General features: G+C 38.5%; 11 protein-coding genes and 1 tRNA gene. All 12 read left to right on the top strand.

Annotated features, from left to right (window positions below; translation table 11 throughout):
- Positions 1–357 precede the first annotated feature (357 nt).
- The 12 genes from G7Y65_RS00565 (at position 358) to radA (ending at position 12,519) form a co-directional block, all read left to right on the top strand.
- The gene (locus G7Y65_RS00565; RefSeq protein ID WP_042491709.1) at positions 358–795 is read left to right on the top strand and encodes a universal stress protein; all 438 of its coding nucleotides are present in this window, start codon (positions 358–360) and stop codon (positions 793–795) included.
- Positions 796–1,056: 261 nt separating this feature from the next.
- Positions 1,057–1,491, top strand: coding sequence for a MarR family transcriptional regulator (locus tag G7Y65_RS00560; RefSeq protein WP_042491708.1), 435 nt, complete (start codon positions 1,057–1,059; stop codon positions 1,489–1,491).
- Positions 1,492–1,597: 106 nt separating this feature from the next.
- Positions 1,598–1,669, top strand: a tRNA-Gln gene (locus tag G7Y65_RS00555).
- 261 nt (positions 1,670–1,930) lie between these two features.
- Entirely contained in the window at positions 1,931–3,616 is a 1,686-nt protein-coding gene (alsS, locus tag G7Y65_RS00550) for an acetolactate synthase AlsS (protein ID WP_042491706.1), read from the top strand.
- A gap of 57 nt (positions 3,617–3,673) precedes the next feature.
- Positions 3,674–4,390, top strand: a complete 717-nt coding sequence (gene budA / locus G7Y65_RS00545; RefSeq protein ID WP_042491704.1) for an acetolactate decarboxylase — start codon at positions 3,674–3,676, stop codon at positions 4,388–4,390.
- A 116-nt stretch (positions 4,391–4,506) separates the two neighbouring features.
- The gene (locus G7Y65_RS00540) at positions 4,507–5,514 is read left to right on the top strand and encodes a zinc-binding alcohol dehydrogenase family protein (RefSeq protein WP_052348361.1); all 1,008 of its coding nucleotides are present in this window, start codon (positions 4,507–4,509) and stop codon (positions 5,512–5,514) included.
- Between the two features lie 214 nt (positions 5,515–5,728).
- The gene (locus G7Y65_RS00535) at positions 5,729–7,810 is read left to right on the top strand and encodes an ATP-dependent Clp protease ATP-binding subunit (RefSeq protein ID WP_206222670.1); all 2,082 of its coding nucleotides are present in this window, start codon (positions 5,729–5,731) and stop codon (positions 7,808–7,810) included.
- 291 nt (positions 7,811–8,101) lie between these two features.
- Positions 8,102–9,538: a LysM peptidoglycan-binding domain-containing protein gene (locus G7Y65_RS00530; RefSeq protein WP_165314475.1), complete on the top strand. Its 1,437-nt coding sequence runs from the start codon at positions 8,102–8,104 to the stop codon at positions 9,536–9,538.
- Between the two features lie 72 nt (positions 9,539–9,610).
- Positions 9,611–10,153 carry an NlpC/P60 family protein gene (locus G7Y65_RS00525; protein WP_042491702.1) on the top strand — a complete coding sequence of 181 codons (543 nt, stop codon included), beginning with the start codon at positions 9,611–9,613 and terminating at the stop codon, positions 10,151–10,153.
- A gap of 56 nt (positions 10,154–10,209) precedes the next feature.
- The gene (locus G7Y65_RS00520) at positions 10,210–10,488 is read left to right on the top strand and encodes a GNAT family N-acetyltransferase (RefSeq protein ID WP_042491700.1); all 279 of its coding nucleotides are present in this window, start codon (positions 10,210–10,212) and stop codon (positions 10,486–10,488) included.
- A gap of 101 nt (positions 10,489–10,589) precedes the next feature.
- On the top strand, positions 10,590–11,132 hold the full coding sequence (locus G7Y65_RS00515; RefSeq protein WP_137600426.1) for a dCTP deaminase/dUTPase family protein: 543 nt from the start codon (positions 10,590–10,592) through the stop codon (positions 11,130–11,132).
- Positions 11,133–11,145: 13 nt separating this feature from the next.
- On the top strand, positions 11,146–12,519 hold the full coding sequence (radA, locus tag G7Y65_RS00510) for a DNA repair protein RadA (RefSeq protein ID WP_042491697.1): 1,374 nt from the start codon (positions 11,146–11,148) through the stop codon (positions 12,517–12,519).
- Positions 12,520–12,532 lie beyond the last annotated feature (13 nt).

The following is a 12,532-nucleotide window of genomic DNA, read 5'->3' as shown; positions in this document are numbered from 1 at the left end:
TGTTAGAAAGAAGGCAGTGCTTGATTATCTAATTTTTTCAACTGTTCTAAATTACATTATTTTTCGTGATTTGTCAAGCGATATCCCATTTGTGATAGGAATAGCAGTTAAAAACTAAAAACCAACAATAACTTTACTTTTAGTGCGACTAGTTAGATAATTAGGTGTACCAAAAAATAAGGAGGCATATTTACTGATGTTATTTTTATCAGTAAGGTGTGCATTGCTATTTGTGTGATAATCCAAGTTTTGCGGTTTTGGTAGCTAAATACAGGGGTAATCATAAATATAGGGGTAACCTATCATTAAAAGGAATGACAGTAAGTATGCTTGATTACAAGAGGAGACTACGAGAATATGGCAATAGGGAAGCAGTTTAAACATATTTTGGCGGCAGTAGATGATTCAGACTTGGGCCAAATGGCCTTAGTTAACGCCATTCACCAAGCACGTGAAGATGAGGCTAAATTAACAATCGTATCAATTTTTGAAAAGGGACAATTAAGTGTCTTTGATTTCTTTTCAAAGGAAAAGACGACAGCAGCTGAAGACGACGTTCGTCGTGCGTTAGATCGTTATCGTAAGACGGCAATAGAAAATGGTGTTACCAATGTAGATATTCGCATTGCTGAAGGAACGCCGGGAGAAGTTATCGTCAAAGATGTTATTCCATCTGTAAAGCCAGATATGGTTGTGATTGGATCACATTCACAAAAAGGTACTGAGAAGTACTTTGGATCACAATCAAGTTATATCGCTAATCATGCGCCTGTAACAGTTATGATTGTTCGATAGAATAATGAGTCAGTGTTTATAAAAATGGTATGGCCTCACTTATAAGACGATTTAGGCGAGGTTCTGGCGAAGTATAGTGCCAAGCAAAATAAGTTTACATAGTGTTATTGATATACTAAGGCTTTATTTTTTGTGGACATGTGTCATAAGGGGTTAGTACAAAACAACGTACTAATCTTTTTTTTTGAAAAAATTAGTTAATAAAATAGGTAGGAATTCGATAGAATTAATTTATGACAAAAAACTTGTGGGGAAGAACTAATGACACTAGTAACGAAATATATTAATGCTTACCTATCAACTTTAAAATATTTGAATGATACAGTGGCTGGGCCGGCAGCAGCATATGATTTATCTTTTGAACAATATTTAATTATGCATAGTGTGGCACAACATGATGGCTTGACACTAACTGATATTGTTGCTAAACGCCAAGTCACACGAGCTGCAGTTTCACGACAAATAAAAATGTTGCTACGTAAACAATATATTTGGCAAGAAGCTGATGTAATGGATCGACGGCGACAATTATTACATCTAACACAACGTGGTCAAAAAATAGAGACAATTCTAAGTGAACGTATCGAAATTCGCTTTGAAGGGTGGTTATTAGCGTTAGGTGAAGAACGCTCCGTTGATGTTTTACAATTTATGATGCGTTTTGATGAGAAATTTCAAATTAATAGTAAAGGTTAGTTGCAGTTTATAAGTGTGATGATTAAAAAATATATTTGATTTATACTTTTTGTTTATACGGACTTGAATTTATTTAGTGTATGTTGTATGATTGAATAGTTGTTTTTGGGCATTAGCCAAGCGGTAAGGCAATGGTTTCTGGTGCCATCATGCACTGGTTCGAATCCAGTATGCCCAGTTTTACAGATGCGGGAAGCACTAGTCATATAATATATGATTAGTGCTTTTTGTTTTGCACTAATCATCAAATAAATAGCATTTAAAATATATTATTTTTGTAAGCGTTACAAAAGCTACCATTAACGCTTTATCATAAAAAAGAGTTAGAAGATTTTGTGAATACTAACTGCATATGGCTACAAAATATCGAAATAAAGCGCTACAATGTATTTAATGACACTTATTGGAAATATAATATATTTTAAAGAGGTAGAAGTACATGTCTGAAGAGAAGAAAACAGGTGCTGACTTAGTTGTCGATAGTTTGAACAACCATGGTATTGATTTAGCTTTTGGTATTCCGGGAGCTAAAATTGATCGATTGTTTGAAAAATTAGATCATCCTAAAGCAGGAGAAAAAGCACCTAAGTTAATTGTGACACGTCATGAACAAAATGCTGTGTTTATGGCGCAAGCTTTTGCACGTATTACTGGTAAAACTGGGGTTGTTATCGTGACATCAGGACCAGGTGTAGGAAACTTGGCTTCTGGCTTGATGACGGCAACTGCTGAAAATGATCCAGTATTGGCAATTGGAGGTCAAGTGCAACGAAAAGATTTGTATCGTTTGACACATCAGAGTACACCATCAGCAACATTGTTTGCACCAATTACTAATTATTCAGTTGAAATTCAAGACCCTAATAATATCTCAGAATTAATTTCTAATGCTATTGCAGCAGCTAATGGTCCTAAGCCAGGGGCATCATTTGTCTCGTTGCCACAAGATGTTGATGAAGCAGAAGTTACGACAGCTGCTTTGCCTGCAGTTAAACCTGCTCGCTATGGTGCAGCAGCTTCAGAGGATATTGCTTGGCTTGCTGAACAAATTAAGGCTGCTAAATTGCCAGTATTGTTAGTTGGTGCCCGTGGTTCTGATGACAATACAACAGCAGCATTGCATGCTTTACTAGAACAAACAACTTTGCCGGTTGTCGAAACATATCAAGGTGCTGGTGTCATTTCTCGTGAATTAGAGGAATCAACGTTCTTTGGTCGTGTTGGGTTCTTCCGTAATCAAGTTGGTGATCAATTGTTGGCACAATCAGACTTGGTTATCACAGTTGGTTATGATGCGATTGAATACGAACCACGTAATTGGAATAAGAATGCTGACTTACACATTGTTGCAATTGACACACAAGCTGTTCAAATTGATAACAACTTTACACCAGCACGTCAGCTTGTGGGAACTTTGGCTGATACGTTGATCGATTTGAAGTCACAAATTGCAGGATATGAATTACCAGCAGCATCACAAGCTAAGTTAGCTGAGTTCAAGGAGGCTTTGAAGGAAGCTGCAAAGCCAACCTTTACGCCGGCACAAGAGAACTTGAATCATCCTTTGAGCATTATTAAGTCATTACAAGCACGTATGACTGATGATATGACTTTGACTTCTGATATTGGTTCACATTACCTATGGCTTGGACGTTACTTTAAGTCATACGTTCCTCGTCACTTGTTGTTCTCAAATGGTATGCAAACTTTGGGAGTTGGTCTACCTTGGGCGATGGCAGCTGCTTTGGTTCGTCCAAATGCTAAGGCAGTTTCTGTTTCTGGTGATGGTGGATTCTTCTTCTCAGGAATGGAACTAGCAACAGCAGTGCAACTTAACTTGAATACTGTTCACATTGTATGGCAAGATAATTACCATTACGATATGGTTAAGTTCCAAGAAGAAGTTAAGTACAATGGTGAATCAGCCGGAGTTAACTTCTCAAAGATTGACATTGTAAAGTATGCTGAATCAACAGGGGCTAAGGGATTGCGTGTTGATTCACCAGACCAATTGGATGCGGTCTTGGATGAAGCATTTGCAACTGAAGGTCCAGTTGTTGTCGAAATCCCAGTAGATTACTCACACAACTATGAATTGATGTCTCAATTGATTGATGCAGAATAAATAGAAAAGCGTCCAGGTTTCTGGGCGCTTTTTATCAAATTAAAGGAGTGTATAAATATGGCAACAGTATATCAACACAGTACCTTAGCCGCTTTGATGGGAAAAGTTTTAGGCGGTTCGGCAACCTTAGCTGAATTAAAGCAACATGGGGATGCTGGTATTGGAACGTTTGATGGTTTAGATGGTGAAATGATTATGGTAGATGGTGAAGTCTACTATATGGATGGCGAAGGTCAAATTCATCATGTAACAGATATGGAGAAGACAGTACCATTTGCAACTGTTCATCATACTAGTGATGAAAAACAAAAGGTTTCTTTTAGTGCTGGTAATATGAAAGAAATGGTTTCTCTAATTAGTGATCGTCAATTAGAAAATACTTTTTCAGGTGTAGTTTTGCGTGGTAGTTTTAATCACATGAAAGTTCGTTCAGCGCCTAAGTCTGAGCGTCCATTTCCTTCATTATCAGAAATCACACATACACAACGTGAATTTGAAAAAGATGATGTTGATGGTGTGTTGATTGGTTACTATTCACCAGAATTGTATCAAGGAACAGTTGCTGCCGGTTGGCACGTTCACTTTTTGAGTGATGATCGTACTTTTGGTGGTCATGTATTGGGCTTTGATGCCAATGAATTAACAGGGGACTTAACTATTTTTGATAATTATGAATTACATTTACCAATTCATGATAAAGAATTCCGTGAGCACCATGTTGATATGGATGGCCTAAAAGAAGGTGTTGCAGCAGCTGAAGGTTCACAAGATTAATTTTAAAAATAGCGATTACAATGATTTAATGGGTTGTAATCGCTATTTTTTTACTACCATAGTATGATATATCTAATGAGTAATTTTGCGTAATTAATATAATAGAGGGATAAGAAATGGGAAAATTAATGAAAGCAGTTGTGACAACTGCTGATGAGCAAACACCGTTAATTGATAAAGACATTGCACAACCTGATTTGACTGATCATGATGTGTTGGTTAAAGTGGCGGCAACTGCTATGAATCCAGTAGATATTAAACAATTAGAGGGAGCACAGGCTGCAAAACAAGAACGTGTTCTAGGTTTTGATGCGGTCGGTAAAATTGTTGGTGTTGGAAGTGCTGTTGTTAATTATCAAATTGGTGATCGCATATTTTTTGCTGGTGAATTAGGTCGCACAGGTTCAAATGCAGAATTTGAGGCGGTTCATGAGGGGTTGATTGCTAAGGCGCCAACAACGTTGTCAGATATTGAAGCAGCTGCATTACCACTTACGTTTTTAACAGCGTATGAAATGTTAGCTGATAAGTTTGGTATCCAGATGACGGCTGATAGTGCGCATGGCAAAACTTTGTTAATTATTAATGGTGCCGGGGGTGTGGGCTCAATCATGATTCAGTTAGCAAAATGGTTAGGGATGACAGTTATTGCAACTGCATCACGTGGCGAAACAATTGCATGGGTTAAAGAAATGGGAGCTGATGAAGTAGTTAACCACCGAGAAGATTACGTGCAAGCAGTTAAAAAGCTAGGCTACCATGAAATACCTTATATTGCAGTATTACACTCGTTGGATCAACATTTTGAGAAAGTGGCAGATTTGGTGGGGACGTTTGGCCATATAGGTGCTATTGTACAATCAATGAATCCGTTACCTGTCGGGTTGATTAAAAATAAAGCAGCATCACTTGATTGGGAATTTATGTTTGCTAAGACGAATGCTGGACAAAATATCGCTAGTCAGGGTGCAGCATTAGCTTTATTATCAAAACTGGTTGATGATGGCTTCGTTAAATCAACGGTAACGCAGACATTGGATGGGCTATCTGCTCAGACAATTATAAATGCTCAAAAAGAAGTTGCACCAGGAAACATGCTAGGTAAGCTAGTTATTAAATATTAATGTTGCACAAAAGTAATTAAAAAGATTGGTTTATCAGAGCAATGATGAACCAATCTTTTTTTAGTTTTGAAAAAATAAATATTTTATTTGCACTCTCGAACATAGAGTGCTAATATAGAAAATGTAGATAAGGTCAACAAAGGTCAAAGAGAATTTGGCAGTTGATTTGTATTGGGAGTAATGAATATAAAAAAGAATATAAGGAGGCCGTATTATGGTACAAGATCCATTTGGTTTTTCAAGTTTTGATGATATTTTTCGTATGATGAATAATGAAGGCGTGGCACGTGCACAACAGGCGCAACGTGCTCAGCAAGGACAACGTCCACAAATGAGTCGCGGGGGAGGCAATGATAATGGTCAGGGTAATGGTTTACTAGATCAATACGGTATTAATCTAACTGAGTTAGCACGACAAGGTAAGTTTGATCCAGTCATTGGACGTGATGATGAGATTGCGCGTGTTATTGAGGTTTTAAACCGTCGTACTAAGAATAATCCTGTTTTAATTGGTGAAGCTGGTGTTGGTAAAACAGCTGTTGTTGAAGGTTTAGCGCAAGCAATTGTCAACGCCAAGGTGCCAGGAAAGTTGCAGGGTAAAGAAGTTATTCGGTTGGACGTTGTATCCTTGGTACAAGGTACAGGGGTTCGTGGTCAATTTGAAGAGCGGATGCAAAAGTTGATGGATGAAGTTTCAAAGCGTGATGATGTTATTTTGTTCATTGATGAAATTCATGAGATTATGGGTGCTGGAACAGCTGGTGAAGGATCTATGGATGCTGGTAATATTCTAAAGCCGGCTTTAGCTCGTGGTGAGTTCCAATTAATTGGTGCGACAACGTTGAATGAATACCGCCAAATTGAAAAAGATGCTGCGATTGCACGTCGTTTCCAAACGGTTCAAGTTGATGAACCAACTACCGAAGAAGCCTTACAAATTATCCAAGGAATTCGATCACGTTATGAGGCATACCATAAGGTAAAGTACGCTGATGATGCGTTAGCTGCAGCTGTTAACCTATCAAATCGTTATATTGCTGATCGTTTCTTACCCGATAAGGCAATTGATTTGATTGATGAAGCTGGTTCAAAGAAAAATCTATCAGTAAAGATTGCGGATCCTAAGGAATTAGAAAATAAGATCCATTCAACTGAAGCACAAAAGCAATCGGCAATTGAACGTGAAGATTATGAAAAGGCTAGTCATTTACGTGATCAAATTAATAATTTAGAATTACAATTAGAAGCTGTTAAACAACAAGCACCGCAAAATGAAGCCGCTCAAACAGTGACAGTTGCGGATATTCAAAAGATTGTTGAGGAAAAGACAGGCATTCCAGTTGGTGAATTAGCAGCGTCTGAGCAAGATCAATTACGTCATTTAGGTGATAATCTAGTTGCACATGTTATTGGTCAAGATGAGGCAACTCAAAAGATTGCGCGAGCAATTCGTCGTAATCGGGTTGGATTTAATAAAACAGGTCGACCAATTGGTAGCTTTTTGTTTGTTGGTCCAACAGGTGTAGGAAAGACAGAGACAGCTAAGCAGCTTGCTAAGGAATTGTTTGGTACCACAGATAGTATGATTCGATTCGATATGTCAGAGTATATGGAGAAGCATTCTGTTTCAAAGTTAATTGGTGCACCAGCTGGTTATGTTGGTTATGAAGAAGCTGGTCAATTGACTGAGGCTGTCCGCCGCCATCCTTACTCATTAATTTTACTAGATGAGGTTGAAAAGGCACATCCAGATGTTATGAATATGTTCTTACAGATACTAGATGATGGTCGTTTAACCGATGCGCAAGGTCATGTCGTTTCATTTAAGGATACAATCATCATTATGACTTCAAATGCTGGAACTGGTGTTAAAGGAACAAAGGTTGGCTTTGATCAAGATAATGAACCAACGACGAATAAGTTACTTGAACGATTAGCACCATACTTTAAGCCAGAATTTTTGAACCGTTTCGATGGTATTATTGAGTTTAACGCTTTGTCAAAGCAAAACTTGTTGCATATTGTTGATTTGATGATTACTGAAATGAATGAGGCAATTTCTGAGAAGGGGCTACATCTTGCGATGACGGATGATGTTAAGCAAGAGCTTGTTAACTTAGGTTATAATCCAGAAATGGGTGCACGACCATTGCGTCGCGTTATTCAAGAGCATTTAGAAGATCAAATAGCTGATTTTTATCTTGATAATCCAGAAGTTAAAAATTTGTTGGCAAAGATGGACGATGGCCAAATTGTGATAACAGCACAACGTGATTCAGACAAAAATATGAATTAAAAATATAAATATTAAATGAAGCGGCGGTCTATACCGTCGCTTTTTTGTATGCTTATGATTGAATTTATAGCTGAATTAATGGTTAATAAATAAAAAAATACGAACGAACCCAAAAAAACAATTATGGAATGTAACACAAATGAAATGTTATTTGAACTCTTTTGAAAAGTCTCTAACGTACAATGTAGCATGTAGTAAAAATCAAGAAAATCTTAAGAAATATCAATTTAGGTGTTTCTTATTTAATATAAGTTTAAGTAACTAATTTTTAAGGACTAAGGAGTACTAAATATGCACGCATCTGTAAAAAACACGCTATTAGCAACTGCTGGGGCGGCAGCAGCATTGGCAGGAAGCTCAGTCGTAGCTTCTGCTGATTCTATTACCGTTAAATCTGGAGACACTCTATATGCTTTGGCAGCAGCCAATAATGTATCAGTTGATGATTTAGTATCAGCTAACAAAATCGCTGATGCTAATTTGATTCATGTTGGTCAAAAGGTTGAATTGCCCGGTTCATCATCAGCACAATCAGCTGCACCAGCAAAAGAAACAGCAACTAAGTCAGTTTCAAACAATGGTTCATATACTGTTAAAGCAGGAGATTCATTGTGGGCAATTGCTAATGCAAATGGTATGACTTTGTCTGAACTACTAAACGCTAACCCTGATTTACAAGCATCATCAGTTATCTATGTTGGTGATCAAATTAACTTCTCAAAGTCAGCTGTTGCTGTTAAACCAGCAGCATCACAAGCTGTATCAGAAGTAAACGTTAAGGCAACTGTACAACAATCAGCAGCAACATCAGCTGCAAATGCAAAGGCAGCTGCAGAGTCAGCCGCTGCACAACAATCAGCAGCAACATCAGCAGCAAATGCGAAGGTAGCTGCAGAGTCAGCCGCTGCACAACAATCAGCAGCAACGTCAGCAGCAAATGCGAAGGTAGCTGCAGAGTCAGCCGCCGCACAGTCAGCAGCAACATCAGCTGCAAATGCTAAGACAGTAGCAGAGTCAGCCGCTGCAGAATCAGCAGCAACGTCAGCAGCAAATGCAAAGGCAGCCGCAGAATCAGCTGCTGCACAACAATCAGCAGCAACGTCAGCAGCAAATGCAAAGGCAGCCGCAGAATCAGCTGCTGCACAACAATCAGCAGCAACGTCAGCAGCAAATGCAAAGGCAGCTGCAGAGTCAGCCGCTGCACAACAATCAGCAGCAACGTCAGCAGCAAATGCAAAGGCAGCTGCAGAGTCAGCCGCTGCACAACAATCAGCAGCAACATCAGCAGCAAATGCAAAGGCAGCCGCAGAATCAGCAGCTGCAGCATCACAAGCCGCTGCACAACCACAACAAGTTGCAGCTACTACGACTGCAAAGCCTACATCAGTTGCATCAACAAATACAGCTGGAAACACATATCCATATGGACAATGCACATGGTTTGTTAAGGGTGATTTGGGCTGGGTTGGTAACTACTGGGGTAATGCTTCAGCATGGCCAGCATCAGCAGCAGCCGCTGGTCACACTGTAAATGGTACTGCCTCAGTTGGTGCCGTAGCATACTTTGCACCAGGTGTTGGTGGTGCTAGTGGTTATGGTCACGTTGCTGTTGTAGATTCTGTAAATGGTGATGGTACTATTACTATTTCAGAATCAAATTATGCAGGTAAATTGTACAATACTCGTACAATTTCTACTTCATCAGTTTCAGGTTACATTCACCAATAATAAAAAAGCTATTATTTAAGGAGACTCGCTTTCGAGTCTTTTTTTATATCTTTAATTAAGGAGAATAAAACAATGCCTTTTAAAATAGAACCAGGACGAGTGATTCATTTTAATGATTATGAAGTTATTGATGCTGAGATATTATTCGAACCACCCTTAGCAGATAAGCCAGTTGAAATTACTGCTTCAACATTTGCTCGTAAAATGACGGGGGCACGTATACAAAGAACGATGTTGCAGATGATTATGGAAAGTTTGTGTGTTCCCTTAAGATCGGTGGTTAATGATGTTTTGGGTGTGCCTTATCAAAAAGAAGGTAATAGTCTGGAAAGTGGCTTTGACACAGCTGGCTTAATTCAATATATTTTTAATCGCGTAGAAGGAATTGGCTTTCCAAATGAAATCAGTAATCAGATGAAAGCAGTGGCGCAATTGCCTATTAATGAAACACAACCGGGTGACTTACTAGTCTGGGGGACTGCAGCTCTACCAACTACAGCTGGTATTTATATTGGTGGTGGTAAGTACATTACTGTTGATATGTTATCTGAAAAAGTTGTTATAAAGTATATTTCACGAAAGTGGTTACCGGATTTTGTTGGTGCTATTCGATAGTTATTCTCAGCAATTAACATGAAATATTAGTTATAATAAGTAAGAGGAGGCTTAATATGAATTTTACGTATGAACCCGGTCGCCTGTTTCATGAAACAGATGGTATTGTCGATGCTGAGATATTATTCCCAGCTATTTTAGGAGGAAAGGTATGGTCAATTGATCATACCTATGTTGATCCTAGTTTGCGTGGGCAAGGGATTGCTGGTCAACTATTAGCCGAAGTTGTTAATCGTGCAAAAGAAGCTGATGTGCAGTTAAAGCCGGTTTGCACTTATGCACGCCAAGCTTTTTTTAGACACGAAGAATATCAAAAATTAGCTTATAAAGATTAAGTTTATTTGAAAGCACACGTTATTTTGACGAGTGCTTTTTAATTTTCATAAATTTAAGATATACTTATCTGTGAGAACATAGTTGAGAGGAATAGTATAATATGCAACGAGGATTTTCGGTCGTAAAAAAGTATGAACATGATAATTTGAATTTACCGGTGCGCGCAACGCAACGAGCAGCTGGATATGATTTTCAGGCTGCTGAAAATTTTGTTTTGCCATCAATTTGGCGGTTGCCCTTTTTGAAAATTTTATGGCAAATTAGGCATAATGAAACAATAACAACAGTTGATGATGAAAAAGCAAACCAGGTTTTAAAACCATTACTTGTACCAACCGGTATTAAGGCATATATGGGTGAAAATGAGTATTTGTTGATTGCTAATCGTTCATCAAACCCGTTAAAGCGGGGATTAATTTTGCCAAATGGTGTTGGTATTATTGATGCAGATTATGTCGATAATCCCAAAAATGAAGGAGAAATCTTTATTCAAATGATTAATTGGGGGCTTAAAGATATCACAATTAAAAAAGGTGAACGGATTGGTCAGGGAATATTTATGCCATTCTTAGTAACGGACAATGATCAACAGCAAGTAAAGCAAACACGTCAAGGTGGGTTTGGTAGTTCTGGTATTAAATAGAAGGAGGTGAATTATGGCAAAAACAAAAACCCAATTTGTTTGTTCTAATTGTGGTTTTGTATCACAACGATATATGGGACGTTGTGCCAACTGTGGTGCTTGGGGAACGTTTGTTGAAGAAGTTATGCAACCAGAAAAAGTTGATCGTAAATCACGTGTCAATTTAGCAGGTCAAGTTGCAAAGGTGGAACGACTAGACGAAGTTAATATTGAAGAAACGCCACGAATAAAAACAGAGAATGATGAATTTAATCGTGTCCTTGGTGGCGGGATTGTACCGGGGTCAATGGTATTAATTGGTGGTGATCCGGGTATTGGTAAGTCAACTTTGTTACTACAAATATCTGGTCAATTAGCTAATGCAGGTAGTAAAATTTTATATGTAGCTGGTGAAGAAAGTGCCTCACAGATTAAGCTACGAGCTGAGCGTTTAGGTGTTAGAGGGGATTCTGATTTTTTGTTATTCCCAGAAACCGATATGAAACAAATTCGGCAAGCGATTGATGAAAGCAAACCTGATTTTGTCGTGATTGATTCAATTCAAACAATGCAAGAACCAGATGTTAGTTCGTCTGTTGGATCAGTATCACAAATTCGAGAAACGACAGCAGAATTACTACAGATTGCTAAAACGAACAACATTACAATATTTATTGTTGGCCATGTCACCAAAGAGGGGGCCATTGCAGGACCAAAAATATTAGAACATATGGTTGACACCGTCCTTTATTTTGAAGGGGATAATCAACGTAGTTTTCGTTTATTAAGAGCAGTCAAAAATCGATTTGGGTCAACCAATGAATTGGGTGTCTTTGACATGCAACATGGTGGCTTAATGGAAGTTGCTAACCCATCAGATCTCTTTTTAGAAGAACGTTTGGCTGATGCAAGTGGGTCAGCTGTTGTTGTTGCTATGGAAGGGACTCGACCAATTTTGGTAGAGGTACAGGCTCTGGTCACACCGACTGTCTTTGGAAATGCGCAACGAACTGCTGCAGGTATTGATCGTAATCGAGTTTCATTGTTGATGGCAGTCTTAGAAAAACGGGCTAATTTATTATTACAAAATCAGGATGCGTATGTTAGAGCAGCTGGTGGCGTAAAGTTAGATGAGCCGGCCATTGATTTGGCGGTGGCAGTAGCGATTGCATCTAGTTATAAAGATGAGCCAACGCGCGCAACTGATGCGTTTATTGGTGAAATTGGTTTAACAGGTGAAATAAGACGTGTGCCAAATGTTGTTGAACGCGTCAATGAAGCCAAAAAACTCGGATTTAAGCGAGTGTTTGTGCCACAACACGTTACGGAACAGTTAACAGCGGTACAAGGAATACAAATTGTTGGTGCAAAAACATTAGCGGAAGCTTTAAAAATTGCACTTGATTAATAAAAGAAAGGAG

The organism is Weissella sagaensis, assembly GCF_010306265.1.
Taxonomy (GTDB): Bacteria; Bacillota; Bacilli; order Lactobacillales; family Lactobacillaceae; genus Weissella; species Weissella sagaensis.
Note: the sequence above shows the minus strand (reverse complement) of the source record. Positions and strands in the feature narration are given on the sequence as shown.

Bases quoted from the DNA above. Each gene is read 5' to 3' on its own strand.
- budA (WP_042491704.1), top strand. From the start codon at position 3,674: ATGGCAACAGTATATCAACACAGTACCTTAGCCGCTTTGATGGGAAAA.
- radA (WP_042491697.1), top strand. From the start codon at position 11,146: ATGGCAAAAACAAAAACCCAATTTGTTTGTTCTAATTGTGGTTTTGTA.
- alsS (WP_042491706.1), top strand. From the start codon at position 1,931: ATGTCTGAAGAGAAGAAAACAGGTGCTGACTTAGTTGTCGATAGTTTG.
- G7Y65_RS00535 (WP_206222670.1), top strand. From the start codon at position 5,729: ATGGTACAAGATCCATTTGGTTTTTCAAGTTTTGATGATATTTTTCGT.
- G7Y65_RS00560 (WP_042491708.1), top strand. From the start codon at position 1,057: ATGACACTAGTAACGAAATATATTAATGCTTACCTATCAACTTTAAAA.
- G7Y65_RS00565 (WP_042491709.1), top strand. From the start codon at position 358: ATGGCAATAGGGAAGCAGTTTAAACATATTTTGGCGGCAGTAGATGAT.
- G7Y65_RS00540 (WP_052348361.1), top strand. From the start codon at position 4,507: ATGGGAAAATTAATGAAAGCAGTTGTGACAACTGCTGATGAGCAAACA.
- G7Y65_RS00530 (WP_165314475.1), top strand. From the start codon at position 8,102: ATGCACGCATCTGTAAAAAACACGCTATTAGCAACTGCTGGGGCGGCA.
- G7Y65_RS00525 (WP_042491702.1), top strand. From the start codon at position 9,611: ATGCCTTTTAAAATAGAACCAGGACGAGTGATTCATTTTAATGATTAT.
- G7Y65_RS00515 (WP_137600426.1), top strand. From the start codon at position 10,590: ATGCAACGAGGATTTTCGGTCGTAAAAAAGTATGAACATGATAATTTG.
- G7Y65_RS00520 (WP_042491700.1), top strand. From the start codon at position 10,210: ATGAATTTTACGTATGAACCCGGTCGCCTGTTTCATGAAACAGATGGT.